The sequence below is a fragment of the Kitasatospora sp. NPDC018619 genome, from assembly GCF_044391605.1.
Lineage (GTDB): Bacteria > Actinomycetota > Actinomycetes > Streptomycetales > Streptomycetaceae > Kitasatospora.
Genome location: NZ_JBISAI010000009.1, coordinates 260,237 through 281,150, shown reverse-complemented (window position 1 = coordinate 281,150; position 20,914 = coordinate 260,237). Strand labels below are relative to the sequence as shown.

The 20,914-nt window shown below is 73.1% G+C and carries 18 protein-coding genes; 7 read left to right on the top strand and 11 right to left on the bottom strand.

Features of this window, described 5'->3' with window-relative positions; genetic code table 11:
* Positions 1–25: 25 nt before the first annotated feature.
* A complete protein-coding gene (locus ACH5AR_RS17155; protein ID WP_396302226.1) occupies positions 26–1,618 on the bottom strand; it encodes a M4 family metallopeptidase in 1,593 nt (530 codons plus the stop codon).
* A 374-nt stretch (positions 1,619–1,992) separates the two neighbouring features.
* On the opposite strand from ACH5AR_RS17155, the gene ACH5AR_RS17150 reads away from it, so the two are divergent.
* The 5 genes from ACH5AR_RS17150 (at position 1,993) to ACH5AR_RS17130 (ending at position 7,230) form a co-directional block, all read left to right on the top strand.
* Positions 1,993–2,817 (top strand): ABC transporter ATP-binding protein, encoded by an 825-nt coding sequence (locus ACH5AR_RS17150; protein ID WP_396302225.1) that lies wholly within the window; start codon positions 1,993–1,995, stop codon positions 2,815–2,817.
* A 127-nt stretch (positions 2,818–2,944) separates the two neighbouring features.
* Positions 2,945–4,090 carry an iron uptake system protein EfeO gene (gene efeO / locus ACH5AR_RS17145; RefSeq protein WP_396302224.1) on the top strand — a complete coding sequence of 382 codons (1,146 nt, stop codon included), beginning with the start codon at positions 2,945–2,947 and terminating at the stop codon, positions 4,088–4,090.
* A 113-nt stretch (positions 4,091–4,203) separates the two neighbouring features.
* A complete protein-coding gene (gene efeB / locus ACH5AR_RS17140) occupies positions 4,204–5,505 on the top strand; it encodes an iron uptake transporter deferrochelatase/peroxidase subunit (RefSeq protein WP_396302223.1) in 1,302 nt (433 codons plus the stop codon).
* A 45-nt stretch (positions 5,506–5,550) separates the two neighbouring features.
* A complete protein-coding gene (gene efeU / locus ACH5AR_RS17135; RefSeq protein WP_396302222.1) occupies positions 5,551–6,402 on the top strand; it encodes an iron uptake transporter permease EfeU in 852 nt (283 codons plus the stop codon).
* A gap of 216 nt (positions 6,403–6,618) precedes the next feature.
* Complete coding sequence (locus ACH5AR_RS17130) at positions 6,619–7,230, top strand: DUF4232 domain-containing protein (RefSeq protein WP_396302221.1); 612 nt, start codon at positions 6,619–6,621, stop codon at positions 7,228–7,230.
* A gap of 102 nt (positions 7,231–7,332) precedes the next feature.
* Here the strand turns inward: ACH5AR_RS17130 and ACH5AR_RS17125 are convergent, their stop codons facing one another.
* From ACH5AR_RS17125 to ACH5AR_RS17115, 3 genes are all read right to left on the bottom strand, one after another.
* Positions 7,333–9,897, bottom strand: a complete 2,565-nt coding sequence (locus ACH5AR_RS17125) for an ABC transporter permease (protein WP_396302220.1) — start codon at positions 9,895–9,897, stop codon at positions 7,333–7,335.
* Positions 9,898–9,953: 56 nt separating this feature from the next.
* The gene (locus tag ACH5AR_RS17120) at positions 9,954–10,724 is read right to left on the bottom strand and encodes an ABC transporter ATP-binding protein (protein ID WP_396302219.1); all 771 of its coding nucleotides are present in this window, start codon (positions 10,722–10,724) and stop codon (positions 9,954–9,956) included.
* 219 nt (positions 10,725–10,943) lie between these two features.
* Positions 10,944–11,468, bottom strand: a complete 525-nt coding sequence (locus ACH5AR_RS17115; protein ID WP_396302218.1) for a TerD family protein — start codon at positions 11,466–11,468, stop codon at positions 10,944–10,946.
* 448 nt (positions 11,469–11,916) lie between these two features.
* Between ACH5AR_RS17115 and ACH5AR_RS17110 the strand changes: the two genes are divergently transcribed.
* A complete protein-coding gene (locus ACH5AR_RS17110; protein ID WP_396302217.1) occupies positions 11,917–12,831 on the top strand; it encodes a DUF2797 domain-containing protein in 915 nt (304 codons plus the stop codon).
* A 62-nt stretch (positions 12,832–12,893) separates the two neighbouring features.
* Here ACH5AR_RS17110 and ACH5AR_RS17105 read toward each other — a convergent pair whose 3' ends face one another.
* The 5 genes from ACH5AR_RS17105 to ACH5AR_RS17085 all read right to left on the bottom strand — a co-directional run bounded on the left by ACH5AR_RS17105 (position 12,894) and on the right by ACH5AR_RS17085 (position 16,908).
* Complete coding sequence (locus ACH5AR_RS17105; RefSeq protein WP_396302216.1) at positions 12,894–13,205, bottom strand: hypothetical protein; 312 nt, start codon at positions 13,203–13,205, stop codon at positions 12,894–12,896.
* Positions 13,202–13,366 (bottom strand): hypothetical protein, encoded by a 165-nt coding sequence (locus ACH5AR_RS17100; RefSeq protein ID WP_396302215.1) that lies wholly within the window; start codon positions 13,364–13,366, stop codon positions 13,202–13,204. Before ACH5AR_RS17100 ends, ACH5AR_RS17105 begins: the two co-directional genes overlap by 4 nt.
* A gap of 163 nt (positions 13,367–13,529) precedes the next feature.
* Positions 13,530–14,267 (bottom strand): succinate dehydrogenase/fumarate reductase iron-sulfur subunit, encoded by a 738-nt coding sequence (locus ACH5AR_RS17095; protein WP_030285070.1) that lies wholly within the window; start codon positions 14,265–14,267, stop codon positions 13,530–13,532.
* Complete coding sequence (locus ACH5AR_RS17090) at positions 14,264–16,207, bottom strand: fumarate reductase/succinate dehydrogenase flavoprotein subunit (RefSeq protein ID WP_396302214.1); 1,944 nt, start codon at positions 16,205–16,207, stop codon at positions 14,264–14,266. Before ACH5AR_RS17090 ends, ACH5AR_RS17095 begins: the two co-directional genes overlap by 4 nt.
* On the bottom strand, positions 16,204–16,908 hold the full coding sequence (locus ACH5AR_RS17085; protein WP_396302213.1) for a succinate dehydrogenase cytochrome b subunit: 705 nt from the start codon (positions 16,906–16,908) through the stop codon (positions 16,204–16,206). The genes ACH5AR_RS17090 and ACH5AR_RS17085 overlap by 4 nt, the downstream gene beginning before the upstream one ends.
* 96 nt (positions 16,909–17,004) lie before the next feature.
* Here ACH5AR_RS17085 and ACH5AR_RS17080 point away from each other — a divergent pair, with 96 nt between their 5' ends.
* A complete protein-coding gene (locus ACH5AR_RS17080; protein ID WP_396302212.1) occupies positions 17,005–17,925 on the top strand; it encodes a LysR family transcriptional regulator in 921 nt (306 codons plus the stop codon).
* 63 nt (positions 17,926–17,988) lie between these two features.
* Here ACH5AR_RS17080 and ACH5AR_RS17075 read toward each other — a convergent pair whose 3' ends face one another.
* Positions 17,989–18,477 carry a glutathione peroxidase gene (locus tag ACH5AR_RS17075; RefSeq protein WP_396302211.1) on the bottom strand — a complete coding sequence of 163 codons (489 nt, stop codon included), beginning with the start codon at positions 18,475–18,477 and terminating at the stop codon, positions 17,989–17,991.
* A gap of 146 nt (positions 18,478–18,623) precedes the next feature.
* Positions 18,624–20,405 (bottom strand): glyoxylate carboligase, encoded by a 1,782-nt coding sequence (gene gcl / locus ACH5AR_RS17070; protein WP_396302210.1) that lies wholly within the window; start codon positions 20,403–20,405, stop codon positions 18,624–18,626.
* Positions 20,406–20,914 lie beyond the last annotated feature (509 nt).

The window sequence follows — 20,914 nt, the reverse complement described above, 5'->3', positions numbered from 1 at the left end:
CCCGCGGCCGCCCGGCCGGCCGGCGTCAGCTGACGTTGACCGCGCTCCAGGCCGCCGCGACCGCGTTGTACTCGGTGCTGCCGGCGCCGTAGAGGTCGCGGGCCGCGTTCAGGGAGGCGGTGCGGGCGCCCTTGTAGGTGGTGGTGGAGGTCATGTAGACGGTCAGCGCGCGGTACCAGATCTTGGCGACCTTGGTGTTGCCGATGCCGGCCACCGTCGAGTTGTTGCAGGTCGGGCTGGTGTAGGCGACGCCGTTGACGGTCTTGCTGCCGCTGCCCTCGCTGGCCAGGTAGAACCAGTGGTTGCCGACGCCGGAGGAGTAGTGCACGTCGAGCTTGCCGACGGTGCTGCTCCAGCAGTCGGCCGAGCGGCCGTCCAGCGAGGGCTTGTCGAAGCGGCGCAGCCACGGCGGGGTGGACTGGTCGCTGAACAGGTAGTCGCCCTTGTCGACGCTGTTGTTGGCGTACCACTCGACCATGGTGCCGAAGATGTCGCTGGTGGACTCGTTGAGGCCGCCGGACTCGCCGCTGTAGCGCAGGTTGGCGGTGGCGCTGGTGACGCCGTGGGTCATCTCGTGGCCCATGGTGTCGAGGTCCACCTGCTCCGGGTCGGTGGTGCCGTCGCCGTCGCCGGTCATCATGCAGAAGCAGCTGTCGGACCACTGGGCGTTGTCCCAGTTGGTGCCGACGTGGACGAAGACCGTGGCGCCCTTGCCGTCGTTCTTGATGCCGCTGCGGCCGTGGACGTTCTTGTAGTAGTCGTACGTCCAGGCGGTGTTGGCGTGGGCGTCGACGGCGGCGGTGGCGCGGTTGGTGGAGAACTTCTGCCCGTCGCCCCACACGTTGGTGGTGCTGGTGAACGGGGTTCCGGAGGTGGCCTTGAGCGAGCTCGCGGAGAGGTTGTTGGCGTCCTTGGTGACGTGGCCGCGGACCGGGTCGGTCAGGGTGTAGCCGCCGGAGGTCGCGGTGGTGTCGATGGTGACGGTGCCGGTGTACTCGGAGTTCCCGGTCCCGGCCGCCTGGTGCTCGGCGTCGTAGGACTCGATCTGCTCGCCGGTGGTGGCGTCGGTCACGACCACCTTGCCGGCCGGCTGGCCGTGCTCGCCGGTGCCCTCGACGGTGGTGCGCCAGGCCAGCCGGGGGGTGCCGTCGGCGGCCCAGACGACCAGCTCGGGGGTGCTGACGGCGTCCCGGACGCCCGGGGCGGCGGCCAGCGCCTCGGCCGCGCCGGACTGCGCGCCGACCTTCGGGACGGTCGACTTCACGGCGGGGTCGTGGGCGGCCGCGCGGGAGGAGTCCTTGAGCCGGCCCTTGGCGTCTTGGTGGACGACGAGGTCGCCGCCGACGACCGGCAGGCCCTGGAAGGTCCGGTCGAAGCGGACGTGGGTGCTGCCGTCGGCGTCGACCACGACGTCCCTGGGCACGAGGTCCTGGCCGGTGCCGAAGCCGAACGCCCCGGCGTTGTGGGCGACGTTGGCGCGGGCCTGGGATATCGCGGCCTCGCGCGTGCCGGGGGCGGCGGAGGCGGTGGCGGCCGGCACGGTGGCGCCCGCGAGGGCGGCGACGACCGCGACGGCCGCGGCCATGCGGGCACGGCGGGAGGAGGACGTGGGGATCACTCTGACTCCAGTGGGGGTAGCTGTGCAGGGAAAGGAGCTGGGTCAGAGATTGACGGGGGTCAGTCAGGTCGAGCTAGAGGAAAGGTCATAACTTTGCCAAGTCGTGTCCTTGGTCGATAAAAAATGATCGAAAGTTAACAAGCGCTCCACAGTGCCGTCGTGACGGTCTGCTGGCTCCGCAGGTCGGCGGCCCGGGCCGCCGACTCGCTCCGGACTGCCGATCGCCCCGCAGGACGGGCATCCGGCGCGTCCACCCCTCGGACGGCCGGGCCGGCGGCCGGGCGACGGTTGTACTCTGCACGCGGACGGACGGCGCCGGCCCGCCCGGTGCGGCGCCCTGCCCGCACCCTGCCCGGCACCGCGATCGGAGTCCCGTGAACGCACCCGCCCCCGCCGTCGACGGGCCCCTGCTGCGCACCCGGGACGTGGACGTCGTGCGCGACGGCCGGCACCTGCTGCGCGGGATCAGCCTGGAGATCCTCCCCGGCCAGCACTGGGCGCTGCTCGGCCCCAACGGCGCGGGCAAGTCGACCCTGCTCGCCCTGCTCGGCGCGGTCTCCCACCCCACCCGCGGCGAGGTGGACGTGCTCGGCCGCCGCCTCGGCCGGGTGGACATCCGCGAGCTGCGCGCCCACCTCGGGCACGTCAACCCGCGGCACCCGCTGCGCTCGCCGCTGTCCGTGCGCGAGGTGGTGCTCACGGGGCACACCAACACGATCGAGCCGGAGTTCCACCGCAAGCCGGCCCCGGAGGCGCTGGAGCGGGCCGAGCGGCTGATCGACACCCTCGGCATGCGGGCGATGGCCGAGGCGCCGTGGACCACGCTGTCGCAGGGCGAGCGCGGCCGGGCCCTGATCGCCCGCGCGCTGATGCCCAGCCCGCGGCTGCTGCTGCTCGACGAGCCCGCCACCGGGCTCGACCTGACCGCCCGGGAGCTGCTGCTGGACAGCCTCGACCTGCTGCGGCACCAGCACCCGGAGCTGGCCAGCGTGCTGGTCACCCACCACCTGGAGGAGCTGCCGGAGAGCACCACCCACGCCCTGCTGCTGCGCGGCGGCGAGTGCGTCGCGGCCGGGCCGGTGGACGCGGTGATGACCACGGAGCTGGTCAGCGAGACCTTCGGCCACCCGATCCGGATCAGTCGGCACGAGGGCCGCTGGACGGCGCGGGCGGCGGCCCGCCGGGCACCGGGACGGTAACGGTCCGGGGGTGGGTGTAGACGAAAAATCGTCTTTACGTAAGGTATGCCTTAGCTAATGATGGTCGGCTGACCCCGGTCGACCGCACTGCCACGGCACACCCATGCCCTTTTCCGTTGGAGCCCGCATGTCCGCCCGCCGCCGTTCCACCGCAGCCGCGCTGCTCACCCTCGCCGTCGCGACCGCGACCCTGGCCGGCTGCGCGTCCAAGAAGGACGACAAGGCGAGCGGCGACGCGGTCAGGGTGAACGCGACCGACACCGCCTGCGAGGTCTCCAGGACCACCTTCCCGGCCGGGCACGTGGTGCTGGACATCAGCAACAAGGGCTCCAAGACCACCGAGGTCTACGTCTACGGCGACGGCGACAAGATCGTCACCGAGCGCGAGAACATCGGCCCCGGCACCAAGGCCAGCATCAACGCCGAGATCAAGGCCGGCTCGTACGAGATCGCCTGCAAGCCCGGCATGGTCGGCAACGGCATCCGCCAGAAGATCACCGTCACCGGCGGGGACGGCAGCACCGCGCCGGCCGACCCGCGCCTGGCCGCAGCCGTCGACGCCTACCGGGCGTACGCCCAGGAGCAGGCCGACGCCACCGTCCCGGCCGTCGAGGCCTTCGCCGCCGCGATCAAGGCGGACGACCTGGAGAAGGCCAAGTCGCTGTACGCGCCCTCGCGCACCGGGTGGGAGCGCACCGAGCCGGTCGCCGAGAGCTTCGGCGACGTCGACCCGAAGACCGACACCCGAGAGGACAAGCTGGAGCCCGGCCAGGCCTGGACCGGCTGGCACAAGCTGGAGAAGTCGCTCTGGGTCGACGCGAAGACCGGCGACGACGAGAAGAAGCTCGCCGACCAGCTCGTCGCCGACCTCAAGGACTGGCAGAAGAAGATCCCCGAGGCCGAGATCACCGCGACCAGCATGGCCAACGGCGCCAAGGAGCTGCTGGACGAGGTCGCCACCAACAAGATCACCGGCGAGGAGGACCGCTACAGCCACACCGACCTGGCCGACTTCCAGGCCAACGTCGAGGGTGCGCAGAAGGCCTACGAGCTGCTGAAGCCGGTCGCCTCCGAGAAGGATCCGGAGCTGGCGAAGACGCTGGACTCCGAGTTCGCCGCCATCAACGCCCTGCTGGCCAGGTACAAGCAGGCCGACGGTACCTTCACCCCCTACGACAAGGTCTCCGAGGCCGAGCGCAAGGCCTTCTCCGACGCGGTCAACTCGCTGGGCGAGCCGCTGTCGAAGCTGGCCGCCGCCGTGGTCGTCAAGTAGCCGGCCACCCGCACCGCAGTACCCCCCACCGACGCCGTGGCGGCCCGTGATCCGGGCCCCACGGCCGCCGTGGGTCAGCGCAGAACCCGTACAGGAGAAGGGCCCGCCCGCCGATGGACGCGGAGAACGAGCAGCAGAACGGGACGCCGGCCGCCGCCGGCGCCACCGCGACCAGGGGCGCGGTCAGCCGCCGCGCCGTCATCGGCTGGGCGGGCGCGGGCGTCGCGCTCGGTGCCGCCGCCGTCGGCTCGGTGGCCGCGGCCACCCGGCAGGACGACGCCGCCCCGGCCGCCGCCCAGGTCGGTGCCGAGGTGCCGTTCTACGGCGAGCACCAGGCGGGCATCTCCACCCCGGTCCAGGACCGGCTGCACTTCGCCGCCTTCGACGTCTCCGAGAAGGCGACCCGGGAGTCCCTGGTCAAGCTCCTCAAGGAGTGGACCAGGGCGGCCGCCGCGATGACCGGCGGCCGCGAGGTCGGCACCGGCGCGGTGCCCGGTTCGCCGGAGGCGCCGCCGGACGACACCGGCGAGGCCCTCGGCCTGCCCGCGTCGCGGCTCACCCTGACCATCGGCTTCGGCCCCAGCCTGTTCGAGAAGGACGGCGTCGACCGCTTCGGCCTCCTGGCCAAGCGCCCCGAGGCCCTGATCGACCTGCCGAACTTCAAGGGCGACAAGCTCGACCCGGCCCGCAGCGGCGGCGACCTCTGCGTCCAGGCCTGCGCGGACGACCCGCAGGTCGCCGTGCACGCGATCCGCAACCTGGCCCGGATCGGCATGGGCACCGTCAACATCCGCTGGTCCCAGCTCGGTTTCGGCAAGACCTCCTCGACCACCCCGGACGAGCAGACCCCGCGCAACCTGATGGGGTTCAAGGACGGCACCCACAACATCGCCGGCACCGACGCCGCCAGGCTCGCCGACCACGTCTGGGCCGCCCCCGGGGACGGCCCCGAGTGGATGACCGGCGGCTCCTACCTGGTCGCCCGGCGGATCCGGATGCACATCGAGACCTGGGACCGCGCCTCGCTGAAGGACCAGGAGGACACCTTCGGCCGCACCAAGGGCGAGGGCGCCCCGTACGGCAAGGCCAGGGAGCACGACGCGCCGGACCTCGCGGCGATGCCCGCGACCTCGCACGTCGCCCTCGCCCACCCGGACGCCAACGGCGGCCTGATGATCCTGCGCCGCGGCTTCTCCTTCACCGACGGCACCGACGGCCTCGGCCGGCTGGACGCGGGGCTGTTCTTCCTCGCCTACCAGCGCGACACCCGCAAGGCCTTCGTCCCGCTCCAGCAGAAGCTCGCGGCGAGCGACAAGCTCAACGAGTACATCCAGCACGTCGGCTCCGCGCACTTCGCCTGCCCGGCGGGCGTGCGCAAGCCGGGGGAGTGGTGGGGCCAGGCCCTCTTCGGCTGAGCCCGCCCCGCACCCCCTACCGTCCCGATCCCCCCAGGAGCCCGCGTGTTCGGCAACTACCTGATCGGCCTGCGCGAAGGCCTCGAAGCCAGCCTGGTCGTCTGCATCCTGATCGCCTACCTCGTCAAGACCGGCCGCAAGGACCGGCTGGCGCCGGTGTGGACCGGCGTCGCCGCGGCCGTGGTGCTCTCCATGGCCTTCGGCGCGGCGCTCCAGTTCGGCTCCTCGCAGCTCACCTTCGAGGCGCAGGAGGCGCTCGGCGGCTCGCTGTCGATCATCTCGGTCGGCCTGGTGACCTGGATGGTGTTCTGGATGCGGCGCACCGCCCGGCACCTGAAGGCCGAACTGCACGGCAAGCTGGACGCGGCGGTCGCGATGGGCACCGCCGCGCTGGTGGTCACCTCCTTCCTGGCCGTCGGCCGCGAGGGCCTGGAGACGTCGCTGTTCATCTGGACCGCCGTCCAGGCCACCGGGGACGGCTGGAACCCGCTGATCGGCGCGATGCTCGGCCTGCTCACCTCGGTGGTGCTCGGCTGGCTGTTCTACCGCGGCGCGCTCAGGATCAACCTGGCCCGGTTCTTCACCTGGACCGGCGCGATGCTGGTCGTGGTCGCGGCCGGCGTCCTCGCCTACGGCGTGCACGACCTCCAGGAGGCCGGCTGGCTGCCGGGCCTGCACAGCACGGCCTTCGACATCTCCAGCACCATCCCCAAGGACAGCTGGTACGGCACCCTCCTGAAGGGCGTGTTCAACTTCCAGCCGGACCCGACGGTGCTCCAGCTGGTGGTCTGGCTGCTCTACCTGGTCCCGACCCTGGCCGTGTTCTTCAACGTCCTCGGCGGCGGCCGCAAGAGCGGCAAGCCGGCCCGGCCGGTGGCCGCGAAGCCGGCCGGCTGAGCAGCCCGTTCCACCCGTCACCGCCCCGTCCGGCCTGCGCCGGGCGGGGCGGTTTCGTACCAATGGCGCCAGTTCCGGCCAGTCTTGACTGAAAATAGTCAGGAAACCAACAAAAACGGTCAGCTCTGACAAACTGCAACCTCAGTGGAACCGTTGCGCCACGGCTTTCGTACTAAGAGTGACCGCACCATGCCATGACTCACCCTTGGGGGGACCATGACCGTTCGCAAGCCTGTCAGGTTAGTCGCCGCCGGTGTCGCCGCCCTCGCGGCGACGGTCCTGCTGACGGCGTGCGACGACGTGAAGTACACGGACGACAAGCCGGGGGACCCGAAGGCGAGCGCCGCCGGGGCCACCGTCCCGGGCGACCCGATGGCCGGCCAGGCGGCCGGATCGCGGTGCAAGGGCGACGACATCGCGGCCACCGTGCAGCTCAAGGGCCCGGGCTCGGCCCTGTTGACGATCAAGAACAAGAGCGACCACAACTGCACCCTGTACGGGTACCCGGGCTTCGCCGGGCTGAAGGCCGACAACAGCCCCGAGGCGCTGGACGCCAGGACCGACGCGCACCCGGGGCCGGCCGTGCTGGTCACCCTGAAGCCCGGCAAGTCCGGTTACGCGGGCCTCAAGTGGAGCGCTTGCGACAAGGCGGACGCGAGCTGCCACGTGCTCGCCGGGCTCCAGGTCACCGCGCCGGACGAGACCAAGGCGGTCACCGCCGAGGTGCTCGGCACCGACGGCAAGCCGGTGGCCCAGCTGCTCGTCTCGGCCGCCGGGCTGACCACCGGCACCCTCCAGCCGAACAACGAGAAGGTCCTGTTCAACTGAGGCCGTCCTGCTGACGCCCGGGTGCCGACGACACGACGGAGCCCCCGGCGGCGGTTCCACGCGAACCGCCCCCGGGGGCTCCGGTGGTGCCGGGCGGGCCGGCTACTGGCTCTTGATCGAGTCCAGGATGTCCAGCCTGGACGCCCGGTAGGCCGGCCAGAGCGCGGCCAGCAGGCCGATCACGGCGGCCGCGACGAGGAACCCGGCGATCTGCGCCGGCGGCACCACGGTGGTGATGCCCTTGAGGTTGTCCGCCATCGTGCGCACGGCCGCCCAGGCGACCAGGATGCCGAGGCCGACACCCACCAGCCCGCCGAACAGGGCGATCAGCAGCGACTCCAGCCGGACCATCCGGCGGATGCCCAGCCGGTCCAGGCCGATCGCGCGCAGCATGCCGATCTCCCGGCGGCGCTCGAAGACCGACATCGCCATGGTGTTGACCACGCCGAGCACCGCGATGACCACGGACATCCCGAGCAGCCCGTACATCATGTTCAGGACGCTGGTGATCATCTCGCGGTTCTCCGCCCTGATCTCCTTCTGGCCCTTGACCGCGATCAGCGGGTTGCCGCCGGTCGCGTCGCGCAGCGCCTGCTTGAGCTCCTCGGTCGGGCCGTTGACGCCCTTGACCAGGACCGACTCCGGACCGGAGCCGGGCTTGGCGTGCGGGCCGACCACGGACTCGGGCGCGATGACGCCGGCCAGCGCGGTGTCGGCCTCCAGGATGCCGCCGATGGTCAGCGTGCCCTTGGCGCCGTCCGGGTAGGTGACGGCGAGGGTGTCGCCGAGCTTGTAGCCGCCGTGCTCGGCGCGGCCCGAACTCACCAGCAGCTTGCCCTGCTTGAGGGCGTCGGCGGAGCCCTCCCGGACGCTGACGGTGGCCAGCTGGTCGATGGTCGCGGCGTCCACCGCGGTGATCGCCTCGCTGTCCTCCTGCTCCTGGCCGATGCCGACCCTGACGGTGCGCTGGGCGCTCATCACGCTGACGCCGGGGGCCTTGGCGATCTGGGCGGCGACCTCGGGGGAGAGGTTCGAGTAGTTCTGCATCGCGACCGTGTAGTCGGCCTTGACGTTGCTCGCGGTGAGCCTGTCCACGGCGTGGTTCACCGAGGCGCCGATCACGGTCAGCGAGGTGATCAGGGTGACGCCGATGGTCAGCGCCGAGGCGGTGGCGGCGGTGCGGCGGGGGTTGCGGACGGCGTTCTCCCGGGCCAGCTTGCCCGGCGTGCCGTACACGGCGCGCAGCACCGGGGCGAGCAGGGCGATCAGCGGCCGGGACAGCAGCGGGGTCAGCACGAACACGCCGATCAGCAGGGCGCCCGCGCCGAGGCCGACCAGCTTGACCTCCTTGCCGGCCACGCCGGCCACCAGCGCGGCGCCACCGGCGGCGGAGAACAGCAGGCCGATCGTGTTGCGGACCACCAGGCTCTTGTGGGTGGCGGGCTGCTCGACCGAGCTCATCGCCGCCACCGGCGCGATCCGGGAGGCCCGGCGGGCGGGCAGCCAGGCGGCCAGCACCGTCACCAGCACGCCGGTCGCGAGCGCGGCGACCACCGCGGTGGGGGCGACGACCAGCGGGCCGTCCGGCAGGTTGGCCTCCATCGGGCCGTTGAGGACCGCCTTGAGCCCGGCGGCGATGCCGATGCCGGCCAGCAGACCGGTCACCGAGGCGGTCAGGCCGACCAGCAGCGCCTCGATCAGCACCGAGCGGGTGATCTGGCGGCGGGTGGCGCCGACGGCGCGGAGCAGGGCCAGCTCCTTGGTGCGCTGGGCGACCAGCATGGTGAAGGTGTTGGCGATGATGAAGACCCCGACGAACAGCGCGATGCCGGCGAAGCCCAGCAGGGCGGTGCTCAGCGCCGTGGTGCCCTGCCTGATCATCCGGTCCTGCTCGTCGGCGAGCTCGCGGCCGGTCTTCGCCTCGATGGTGTCGCCCTGCGGGACGGTCTGCCGCACGGCGGCGAGCAGCGCCGCGTCGTCGGTGCCGGGTCGGGCCCTGACGTCCAGTTCGGCGAAGCGGCCCGGGGTCAGGTAGAGCCGCTGGGCGGTGGCGGTGTCGAAGGCGGCCAGCGAGCCGCCGGCCACCACCCGCGGGTCGTTGGTGTGCACGGTGCCGGTGAGCGTGAGCTGCATCACCGGGCCGTTGACCGCGACCCGGACGGTGTCGCCGACCTTGAAGCCGCCCTTGTCGGCCGTCCTGGCGTCCAGCACGATCTCGGTGGCGTCCTTCGGGCCGCGGCCCTCGACCAGCGGGTAGCGCGGGTCGGTGCCGTCGGCGCCCGGCACGTAGTTGGTGCCGGTGGTGGAGAAGCCGTTGCCGATCAGCGCGCCCTTGCGGTCGGCGATGCCGGCGAAGCCGCTGACGACGCCGCGGACCTCGGCGGCGCCGGGCAGCGCGGCGATCTTGGCCCGGGTCTCCTCGGTGAGGGTGGGGCTGCCGACGGGCCGGTCGTCCTCGTCGCGGCTGAGGTTGCCGGCCTCGCGGTCGCTGACCGTGACGGCGATGTCGGTGTAGCTCTTGGAGTTCTGGGTCCTGAGCGCGTTGCCGACGGTGTCGGAGAAGACCAGCGTGCCGGACACGAAGGCGGTGCCGAGCATGACGGCCAGTACCGTCATCAGCAGCCGGCCCTTGTGGGCGAGCACATTGCGCAGTGCGGTGCGGAACATGGGGGAGCGTCAGTCCTGGGGGTACTCGGGGACGGGTGTCGTTTCCGGGGCCGGTCTCAGCTGGTGCGGCCCTTGGCGTCGAAGCGGCGCATGCGGTCCAGGACGGTGTCGGCGGTGGGCTGGTGGAGCTCGTCGACGATGCGGCCGTCGGCGAGGAAGACGACGCGGTCGGCGTAGGAGGCGGCGACCGGGTCGTGGGTGACCATGACGACGGTCTGGCCGAGCTCGCGTACGGAGTTGCGCAGGAAGGAGAGGATCTCGGCGCCGGAGCGGGAGTCGAGGTTGCCGGTGGGCTCGTCGGCGAAGATGATGTCGGGCTTGCCGGCCAGGGCGCGGGCGCAGGCGACGCGCTGCTGCTGGCCGCCGGAGAGCTGGGAGGGGCGGTGGCTGAGGCGGCCGGAGAGGCCGACGGTGTCCACGACGCGGTCGAGCCAGGCCTGGTCGACCTTGCGGCCGGCGATGTCCATGGGCAGGGTGATGTTCTCCAGCGCGGTGAGCGTGGGGAGCAGGTTGAAGGCCTGGAAGACGAAGCCGATGTGGTCCCGGCGCAGCTGGGTGAGCTGCTTGTCCTTGAGGCCGACGAGCTCGGTGTCGCCGATGGTGGAGGAGCCGGAGGTGACGGTGTCGAGGCCGGCCATGCAGTGCATGAGGGTCGACTTGCCGGAGCCGGAGGGGCCCATGATCGCGGTGAACTCGCCCTGGGGGAAGACCACGCTGACGTTGTCGAGGGCGACGACGCGGGTCTCCCCCTCCCCGTAGACCTTGTTCAGGCCGGTGGCTCGGGCGGCCGCCAGGCCGGTGCGGACGGCGGTAGGAGGGAAGGTCACGTGGGCTCCTGGAACGGATCGACGGAATGTTCGGCTCCGTTACATCATCCCAAGCTGTTCGAACGCGATGCGTATGCCACACGGACGGTCGGCCCCCGCCGACCCGGTGGGGCGGCGGGGTCGCCCTCCTCCTCAGGTATGACGCGGCCCCTGAGGAGGAGGGCCCGGGTGTGTCGGCCGGGGCCGCTCGCGCCCGGGCCGCTCGGGTCGGGGCCGCGCCTACTCGACCGCCACGCCGAAGGCCGTCGCCAGCCCGGCCAGCCCGTCGGTCACCGCCCGCCCGGACGGGCTGAACTCCCAGCCGCCGCCCGCCCGGCGGAACGCCCCGAGCAGCATCGCGCTGTCCGGCACCCCGCCGGTCGGGCCCGCCCAGGCGTCCGGGCCGCTCGCGCCCGGCCCGTACACGGCGGCGAGGGACAGCCCGTGCACGTAGCCGAGCGGCAGCGCCGGGGGCTCCTCCTCCTCGGTGGAGACGGCGACCACCACCTCCGCCACGGCGGGCGGCAGCCGGTGCAGGTCCAGCGCCAGCCGGGCCGCCCGGGTCGGCTCGCCCGGCACCGAGCGGGTGGGCTGGAGCCGGACGGCGCCGTCCGGCTCCTGCGGGTTGTTGAAGAAGACGAAGTGCTCGTCGCTCAGCACCCGGCCCCCGGCGGCGCACAGGAAGGCGGTGACGTCCAGCTCCACCGCGTCCCCGCCGGCCGTCCGGCTCCGCCTCCCGGCCGTGCCGCCGACCGCGCCCGCCACAATAGAGCGTGGACGCCCCGCCGGGCCAAACGCCGGTGACCTGCGGGGTTTTCGGGTGCGGTGGCGGCCGGGGAGGGCGCCGCGACGGCGTCGGGGGAGCGGGCTCAGGACCGGCTCTGCGAGGCGGCGTGGTCGTCGCGGGCCCGCTGCTGGGCCGGTGCGCCGTTGCCGCCCCGGGAGCCGGCGGCCCCCAGGCCCTTGCCGCGCCGGCGGTTCTGCCGCCGGACGGCGGTGGCCGGCCCGAGGCCGTGCGCCGCGGCGAGCAGCGCGGGCGCTCCGGCCGCCGTGCCTCCGATCCTGCGGCCCGGGCCTTTCCCGGCGACGTCCCCGCGCTGTTCCCGCGCTGTTCCCGCGCTGTTCCCATGCTGTCGCCCGGTGACGGCGCCGACCGGTCCGGCTGTCCGGGCGCTCCGGTAGCCTCGGCGGTTCGGAGACAGGGGTGAGACGGGTGAACGTGGCGAGCGGGTGGATGTCGACCGGCCTCCAGTGGCGGGACGGGCGGGCCGTGTTGAGCGCCGTGCGCGGGGCCCACGTGCACGAGCGCGCGGTGGCGCCCGGCACGGAGGTCGGCTGGCTGCTGGGCGGCCCGCGGCGCTGCGTCGGGGCCTGGCTGGCCGGGGCGACGGAGCGCACGCCCTGCCCGCACCACGCGGTGGTCGACCCGGACGGCGGTGCGACGCAGTGCCCGGCCTGCCAGAGCGTGGACCGCGGCCTCGCCCTCGCCCGGGACCAGATCCTCGACGACGGCCGCACCTACCTGCTCTACCTCGCCTGGTTCGGCGAGGGCCTGCTCAAGGTCGGCCTGACCGCCGAGCAGCGCGGGGACAGCCGGCTGCTCGAACAGGGCGCGCTGGCCTACGCGTTCACCGCCCGCGGCGCCCTGCCGGCCGTCCGGCGCGCCGAACTCACCGTCGCCGCCTCGGGCCTGGCCCGCGAGCGGTACAAGGCCCGGCTCAAGGCCGAGCACTGGTGGTCGCACGGCGACGCGCCCCACCGCCGTACCGTGCTCGGCGAGGCCCGCGCCCGGGCGCACCGGCTGCTGGACGGCCACGCCGTGGAGCTGCTCGCGGACCGCCCGGTGGTCGACCACGTCGAGCGCTACGGCCTGGCCGGCGGCGCCCCGCCGGTGTACCGGGAGATCGCCGCCCTGGCCGACGGCGCGGTCCTCGCGGGCCGGCTCCGCCCGCCGGTGGGGCGGCACCTCTTCCTGGACCAGGCGGACGGCTCCGACCCGCTGCTGCTGGACACCCGGCTGCTGACCGGCTGGACGCTCAGCCCGGTGGCCGGCCGCGGCTGCGCGGGCCTGACCCTCCGGGAGCGGGTGCGTCCGCCGGAGCCGGACACCCAGGAGGCGCTGTTCTGAGGCCGGGCGGCCCCTGCCGCCACGGCCGCGGGCCGGGCCGGGCCGGGCCAAGCGACGCTCCGTCAGCCGAGCTTGCCGCGGACCCCGCCCGGCCCCGAGCGGGCCCGCCGGGACAGCGGCGGCCGGGACGGGCGGACGCCGCCGCGCGCCTGGGCGGCGGGCTCGGCGGCCTCCGCGAGGCGCCCGGCCAGCGCGGCCCGGGCGGCGGCCAGCGCGACCCGGGCGAGCAGCGGGTCCTCCCGGACGCCGGCCGCGCGCTTGGCGCTCTGGCAGGCGGCGCACCAGACCGGTGAGGCCGGCCCGTCGGGGTACACCATGTCCTCGGGCGGCAGGTAGTGCCCACCGCACTCGACGCACTCGAAGACGAACCTCATCCGACGATCACCGTCCCGGATCCGTGGCACCGACCGCACGGCGACCAGAAGGTGTGGACGCTGGGCACCATGCTTCCTTCCTCGTCCAGTTCGACCGTGGCCTCGGTCTTCTGGGTCCCCCCGGACCCGCCGCAGCCGGAGCAGGACTGAACCTCGGGCATATGCCGTCCTTCCGTAGCGGAGCACCACCGTAGCGCGATTCTCCGTCAGGAAGCACCGCCCCGGGCGATCCGCCACCCGTACGGGTAGCGCCGGGCCGCCCCGGGACGCGCGTCGGCCCCCTCGCCCGAGCACCGGGGCGAGGGGGCCGACCGTACGGGGGAGTCAGCCGCGGGCGGCCCGCAGGAACTCCCGGTTCATCGCCGCGATGCTGGGCAGCGGGATGCCCTTGGGGCAGGCCGTGGCGCACTCGCCGGTGTTGGTGCAGCCGCCGAAGCCCTCGGCGTCCATCGCGGAGACCATGTTCCGCACCCGGGCGGCCCGTTCCGGCGCGCCCTGCGGCAGCACGTTGAGGTGCACGACCTTGGCGGAGGTGAAGAGCATCGCCGAGCCGTTCGGGCAGGCCGCCACGCAGGCGCCGCAGCCGATGCACTCGGCGTGCTCGAAGGCGGTGTCGGCGGCCTCCTTGGGGACGGGCGTGGCGTGCGCCTCGGGCGCGCTGCCGGTGGGGGCGGTGATGTAGCCGCCGGAGCCGATGATCCGGTCGAAGGCCGAGCGGTCCACCACCAGGTCCTTGACCACCGGGAAGGCCGCCGCCCGCCAGGGCTCGACGTCGATGGTGTCGCCGTCCCGGAAGTGCCGCATGTGCAGCTGGCAGGTGGTGGTGCGCTCGGGGCCGTGCGCCTGGCCGTTGATGACCATGCCGCAGGCGCCGCAGATGCCCTCGCGGCAGTCGTGGTCGAAGGCCACCGGCTGGTCGCCGCGGGTGATCAGCTCCTCGTTGAGGGTGTCCAGCATCTCCAGGAAGGACATGTCCGGGCTGATCCCGCTGACCTGGTAGGTGGTCATCGAGCCGGGTGCGTCCGGGCCCGCCTGGCGCCAGATGCGCAGGGTGAGGTTCATGCGTAGCTCCGCTGGGTGGGGTGGACGTACTCGAACTCGAGTTCCTCGCGGTGGAGGACGGGTGCCGTGCCGGTGCCGGTGAACTCCCAGGCCGCGGCGTAGGAGTACTCCTCGTCGCGGCGGGCGGCCTCGCCGTCGGGGGTCTGGCTCTCGGTGCGGAAGTGGCCGCCGCAGGACTCGGCGCGGTGCAGCGCGTCCAGGCACATCAGCTCGGCCAGCTCGAAGTAGTCGACCAGCCGGTTGGCCTTCTCCAGCGACTGGTTGAGCTCCTGCCCGGTGCCCGGCACCTTGATCCGGCGCCAGAACTCCTCGCGCAGGAGCGGGATCCGCGCCAGCGCCCGCCTGAGCCCGGCCTCGTCGCGGGCCATCCCGCACTCGTCCCAGAGCAGTTCGCCGAGTTCGCGGTGGAAGGAGTCCGGGGTGCGGTCGCCGTCCACCGCGAGGATCAGGTTGAGCCGGTCCTCGACCTCGGCCTCGACCTCCGCGAGCACCGGGTGGTCGGCCGGTACGGCCGGCAGCGGGTGGCGGGCCAGGTAGTCGTTGATGGTGGGCGGCAGCACGAAGTAGCCGTCGGCCAGGCCCTGCATCAGGGCGCTGGCGCCGAGCCGGTTGGCGCCGTGGTCGGAGAAGTTGGCCTCCCCGATCGCGAACAGTCCCGGGACGGTGGTCTGGAGGTCGTAGTCGACCCAGAGCCCGCCCATCGTGTAGTGGATCGCCGGGTAGATCCGCATCGGCACCCGGTACGGGTCCTCGGCGGTGATCCGCTCGTACATCTCGAAGAGGTTGCCGTACTTGGCCTCGACGGCGTCCCGGCCCATCCGGCGGATCGCGTCGGCGAAGTCGAGGTAGACGCCCTGGCCGCCGGGGCCGACGCCGCGGCCCTCGTCGCAGACGTTCTTGGCGGCCCGGGAGGCGATGTCGCGCGGCACCAGGTTGCCGAAGGAGGGGTAGATCCGCTCCAGGTAGTAGTCCCGCTCCTCCTCGGGGATCTCGCCCGGCGGCCGGGTGTCGCCCTGGGCCTTGGGCACCCAGATCCGGCCGTCGTTGCGCAGCGACTCGCTCATCAGGGTGAGCTTGGACTGGTGGTCGCCCGAGCGCGGGATGCAGGTCGGGTGGATCTGGGTGAAGCACGGGTTGGCGAAGTACGCGCCGCGCCGGTGCGCCCGCCAGACCGCGGTGGCGTTGGAGTTCTTGGCGTTGGTGGAGAGGTAGAACACGTTGCCGTAGCCGCCGGTGGCGAGCACCACGGCGTCCGCGGTGTAGGAGCGGATCGCGCCGGTGACGAGGTCGCGGGCGACGATGCCGCGGGCCCGGCCGTCGACCACCAGCAGGTCGAGCATCTCGGTGCGCGGGTGCAGTTCGACGTTCCCGGCGGCGACCTGCCGGGAGAGCGCCTGGTAGGCGCCGAGCAGCAGCTGCTGGCCGGTCTGGCCGCGGGCGTAGAAGGTCCGGGAGACCTGCACCCCGCCGAAGGACCGGGTGTCCAGCAGGCCGCCGTACTCGCGGGCGAAGGGCACGCCCTGGGCCACGCACTGGTCGATGATCTCCACCGACACCTGGGCCAGCCGGTGGACGTTGGACTCGCGGGCGCGGAAGTCGCCGCCCTTGACGGTGTCGTAGAACAGCCGGCGGATCGAGTCGCCGTCGTTGCGGTAGTTCTTCGCCGCGTTGATGCCGCCCTGGGCGGCGATCGAGTGGGCCCGCCGCGGGGAGTCCTGGAAGCAGAACTGGACGACGTGGTAGCCCTGTTCGGCCAGGGTGGCACCGGCCGCGCCGCCGGCCAGGCCGGTGCCGACCACGATCACGGTGTGCTTGCGCCGGTTGGCCGGGTTGACCAGCTTGGCGTCGAACCGCCGCTGGTCCCAGCGCTGTTCGATCGGCCCGGCGGGGGCCTTGGTGTCGGCGACCGGCTCGCCGAGGGTGTACTCCAGGTAGCTCACTTCACCACTCCGGTCATCACGGCCACGGGGACGGACAGGAAGCCGACGGTCAGCGCCAGCGCCAGGGCGTTCGCGACCAGCTTGAGCGCCCGGTCGCGGCGGGCGTTGTTGGCGCCGAGGGTCTGCGCGGCGCTCCAGAACCCGTGCCGGACGTGCAGGCCGAGGGCGAGCATCGCGAGGACGTAGAAGACGTCGACGTACCAGCGGCCGAAGGAGGCGACGATGTTCTGGTACGGGTGGCCGTGCTCGGCGGCCGGGTTCACGGTCAGCGTGGTGAGGTCCAGGACGTGCCAGACGATGAACAGCGCCAGGATCACCCCGCCCCAGCGCATGGTCCGGGTCGCGTAGCTGGCGCGTCGGCGCTTGTGCGCGTACCTGCTCGGGCGGGCCGCGAGGTCGCGGCGGCTGAGCTGGTACGCGCTGACGCCGTGCAGGACCACGGCGGCGAGCAGGCCGGCCCGGGCGATCCACAGGAACCACTCGTGGCCGAGGAAGGGCCGGCCGATGGTGCGCAGCCAGGCCGCGTAGCCGTTGATGTCGTCCGGGCCGGCGAACACCTTGAGGTTCCCCAGCATGTGCGCGACCAGGTACAGCAGCATGACCAGTCCGGTGACGGCCATGACCGCCTTCTTGCCGACGGTCGACCGCCACAGGGTCGCCAGGGTGGACGGATGCCGGGCCATCCGAGTCGCGGTTGTCATGGCAGCAACGGTAGGGACGGCCGACAGGGTGCGTCCAAGACATGATGCGGCTCGTGACGAGAGGCAGTGGCTATCGTTGCGGCCTATCCTGGCCGTGTGCAGCTCCAGCAACTCCGCTACTTCCTGGCCGTGGCCGAGACCAGGCACTTCACCCGGGCCGCCGAGGCGGCGCACGTGGCGCAGCCGTCACTCTCGCAACAGATCCGTTCGCTGGAGCGTGAGTTGGGGGCCGAGCTGTTCCACCGCACCCGGGGCAACATCGCGCTCACCGACGCGGGCGACGCCCTGCTGCCGCTGGCGCGGCGCATCCTCGCGGACACCGAGAGCGCCCGGCTGGCCGTGCAGGAGACGGTGCAGCTGCGCCGCGGCCGGGTGCGGCTGGGCGCGCCGCCGAGCCTGTGCACCAGCCTGGTGCCGGACGTGCTGCGGATCTTCCGGGACCGCTACCCGGGGGTGGCGCTGGTGGTCCGCGAGGGCGGCTCGCGCGACCTGGTCGGCTGGCTGGCGGCGGGGGAGCTGGACCTCGCGCTGATCATCACCCCGCCGAGCGGGGAGCACGCGCCCGCGCAGGCCGTCACCGCGCTGCTGCACGAGGAGCTGGTGCTGGTCACCGCGCAGGCGCGGGCCCGGCGCACGGTCCGGGTGACGGAGCTGAGGGGCCGGCCGCTGGTGATGTTCCGGGAGGGCTACGACGTCCGCGAGGCGACGCTGGCGGCCTGCCGGGCGGCCGGGTTCGAGCCGGAGTTCGCGGTGGAGGGCGGCGAGATGGACGCGGTGCTCGGCTTCGTCCGGGCCGGGATCGGGCCCGCCGTCGTCCCCGGCATGGTGGCCGCCCGCTCCGGCCTCGCGGTGACGCCCTTCGCGGGGCCGGGGCTGGGCCGCACGATCGCCGTCGCGCACGGTCACGAGGTGCCGCTCACCCGGGCGGCGGAGGCCCTGCGGGAGACCCTCCTGGCGCACCTGCGGGACGCCGCCCGGGACGGCGAACTGCCGCCGGGCACCAGGCTGTTGCTGTGACCCCGGCCTCTGTTGCCGGGACGCCGGCCCGGGCGCGGGCCCGGGCCGGCGCGCCGGCCGTGGTCAGGCCGGCAGCACGCCCTCGATCGCGGCGACCAGCTCCGGCGCCTCCGGCTCGACGGGCGGGCGCAGCCGCGCCACCACGGTGCCGTCCGGGGAGAGCAGGAACTTCTCGAAGTTCCAGGCGACGTCCCCGGCCTGGCCCTCCGCGTCGGCGGTCTCGGTCAGCCGGGCGTACAGCGGGTGCCGGTCCTCGCCGTTGACGTCGATCTTCTCGAACAGCGGGAAGGTCACGCCGTAGGTGGTGGAGCAGAAGGTGCGGATCTCCTCGGCGCTGCCCGGCTCCTGCCCGGCGAACTGGTTGCAGGGGAAGCCCAGCACGGTGAACCCGCGCCCGGCGTAGCGCTGCTGGAGCCGCTCCAGGCCCTCGTACTGCGGGGTCAGGCCGCACCGGGAGGCGACGTTGACGATCAGCAGCGCCTTGCCCTTGTGCTCGGCCAGGGAGGTGGCCGTGCCGTCGAGGGCGCGCAGCGGGATGTCGTACAGGCTCACGGGGGTGGTCCTTTCGGAAAGTCGTCAGGCCGGGCCTCTTCCGGGGCCACGGTAGTGGCCGCGACCACACCAACGGCGGTGGGCGTGCCGGTGTTCCGGGTGCACGGGGGCGTGCGGAGCGGCGCGCCCGCCCCCGTGCGCCCGGTTCACGGCGCCAACGGGCGGATCGCCGTCGGGGCGTGCTCGGGGAGGGTGGCCAGCTCCTCGAACTCGTTGACCTTGTCGATGTCCGCGGCGGCCATCGAGATGTTGGTGACCCGCTCCAGGATCGCCTCGACCACGACCGGGACGCGGAACTCGGCGGCCAGCTTCCTGGCCTCCTCGAAGGCGGGCAGCAGGCCCTCCGGCTCGGTGACCCGGATCGCCTTGCAGCCCAGGCCCTCGACGACCCTGACGTGGTCCACGCCGTAGGCGCCCAGCTCGGGCGCGTTGATGTTCTCGAACTCCAGCTTCACCTGGAAGTCGATGTCGAAGGCGCGCTGCGCCTGGCGGATCAGCCCCAGGTAGGAGTTGTTCACCAGCACGTGGACGTACGGGATGCGGTGCTGGGCGCCGACCGCCAGCTCCTCGATCATGAACTGGAAGTCGTAGTCGCCGGAGAGCGCGACCACCTGGCCCCCGGGGTCGGCGGTGGCGACGCCCAGCGCGGCCGGGATGGTCCAGCCGAGCGGGCCGGCCTGGCCGCAGTTGATCCAGTGCCGCGGCCGGTAGACGTGCAGCAGCTGCGCCCCGGCGATCTGGGACAGGCCGATCGTGGTGACGTAGCGGGTCTCGGGGCCGAAGGCCCGGTTCATCTCCTCGTACACGCGCTGCGGCTTGAGCGGCACGTCGTCGAAGTGGGTGCGGCGCTGGAGCGTGGCCCGGCGCTCCTGGGTGGAGGCGGCCCAGGCGCCGCGGTCCTTGAGCGTGCCGGCGTCCCGCAGCTCGCGCGCCACCTCCAGGAAGAGCTCCAGGGCGGCCTTGGCGTCGGAGGCGATGCCGAGGTCCGGGGCGAAGATCCGGCCGATCTGGGTGGGCTCGATGTCGACGTGGACGAAGGTGCGGCCCGCGGTGTAGACGTCCAGGCCGCCGGTGTGGCGGTTGGCCCAGCGGTTGCCGATGCCGAGGACGAAGTCGGAGGCGAGGAAGTTCTCGTTGCCGTAGCGGTGCGAGGTCTGGAGCCCGACCATCCCGGCGTTCAGCGGGTGGTCGTCCGGGACGACGCCCCAGCCCATCAGGGTCGGGACCACGGGGACGCCGGTGAGCTCGGCGAACTCCAGCAGCAGGTCGGCGGCGTCGGCGTTGACGACGCCGCCGCCCGCGACGATCAGCGGGCGCTCGGAGCGCTGGAGCAGCGCGACGGCCTTCTCGATCTGGGTGCGGTTGGCCGCGGGCTTGTAGACCGGCAGCGGCTGGTAGGCCTCCGGGTCGAAGTCGATCTCGGTCAGCTGCACGTCGATCGGCAGGTCGACCAGGACCGGGCCGGGGCGGCCGGAGCGCATCAGGTGGAAGGCCTGCTGGAACACGCCGGGGACCTGCGCGGCCTCCAGGACGGTGGTGGCGGCCTTGGTGACGGGCGCGGCGATCGAGGCGATGTCGACGGCCTGGAAGTCCTCCTTGTGCAGCCGGGCGACGGGCGCCTGGCCGGTGATGCAGAGGATCGGGACGGAGTCGGCGATCGCCGAGTACAGACCGGTGATCATGTCGGTGCCGGCCGGGCCGGAGGTGCCGATGCAGACCCCGATGTTGCCGGCGCGGGCGCGGGTGTAGCCCTCGGCCATGTGGGAGGCGCCCTCGACGTGGCGGGCCAGGGTGTGCCGGATCCCGCCGGAGGCCTTGAGGGCGGCGTAGAACGGGTTGATGGCCGCGCCCGGCACGCCGAACGCGACCTCAACGCCTTCGAGCTTGAGGATCTCCACGGCCGCGCGGGCGGCTGTCATACGGGGCATCGGATCTCTCCTGCGTCGGCCCGCAGTGGCTCGGAGGGCTCATCTCCTGAATTCCACCATACGGAAGAACGGTTTCTGTATGTGGAAGCACGGTAGGGCGGGGCCCGTCGGGGCGTCAAGGGGACTTCAACAGAATGTGGAAGGCGGGGAGGGGGCGCCGGACGGCGGGCGATCGCACGCCGGGACGACGGTCGATCCGGTGTGCCCGGGGAAGCGGACGCTCCGCGCCGGGAAGCGCAGCCGGTGTGCAGCGGCGGTGAAGGGTCGGTGCCCGCGGTGGGCCCGCCGCGCCCGGCTGGGTACCGTCGGTGGCACGCCGGGCCCGTGACGTCCGACTGAGGCCGCGGCAAGGGGGGTTCGGGGAGCGCCGGGGGAGCGGGGAACTCCGCCGGCGGCCCCCGGCCAGGACCGGCGCGCCCGGTCCGCCGTACCCGAGCGAGGGACGCCCCCCGGCCGCACCGACCCGACACCCGCCGCCGCGCTCTGGTCCGCCCGGACCCGCGGCCGTA

What these genes read in the sequence shown, in the direction of transcription:
- efeO (WP_396302224.1), top strand. Translation starts at nt 2,945, where the DNA reads ATGTCCGCCCGCCGCCGTTCCACCGCAGCCGCGCTGCTCACCCTCGCC.
- efeB (WP_396302223.1), top strand. Translation starts at nt 4,204, where the DNA reads ATGGACGCGGAGAACGAGCAGCAGAACGGGACGCCGGCCGCCGCCGGC.
- ACH5AR_RS17130 (WP_396302221.1), top strand. Translation starts at nt 6,619, where the DNA reads ATGACCGTTCGCAAGCCTGTCAGGTTAGTCGCCGCCGGTGTCGCCGCC.
- ACH5AR_RS17125 (WP_396302220.1), bottom strand. Translation starts at nt 9,897, where the DNA reads ATGTTCCGCACCGCACTGCGCAATGTGCTCGCCCACAAGGGCCGGCTG.
- ACH5AR_RS17105 (WP_396302216.1), bottom strand. Translation starts at nt 13,205, where the DNA reads ATGAGGTTCGTCTTCGAGTGCGTCGAGTGCGGTGGGCACTACCTGCCG.
- ACH5AR_RS17100 (WP_396302215.1), bottom strand. Translation starts at nt 13,366, where the DNA reads ATGCCCGAGGTTCAGTCCTGCTCCGGCTGCGGCGGGTCCGGGGGGACC.
- ACH5AR_RS17095 (WP_030285070.1), bottom strand. Translation starts at nt 14,267, where the DNA reads ATGAACCTCACCCTGCGCATCTGGCGCCAGGCGGGCCCGGACGCACCC.
- ACH5AR_RS17085 (WP_396302213.1), bottom strand. Translation starts at nt 16,908, where the DNA reads ATGACAACCGCGACTCGGATGGCCCGGCATCCGTCCACCCTGGCGACC.
- gcl (WP_396302210.1), bottom strand. Translation starts at nt 20,405, where the DNA reads ATGCCCCGTATGACAGCCGCCCGCGCGGCCGTGGAGATCCTCAAGCTC.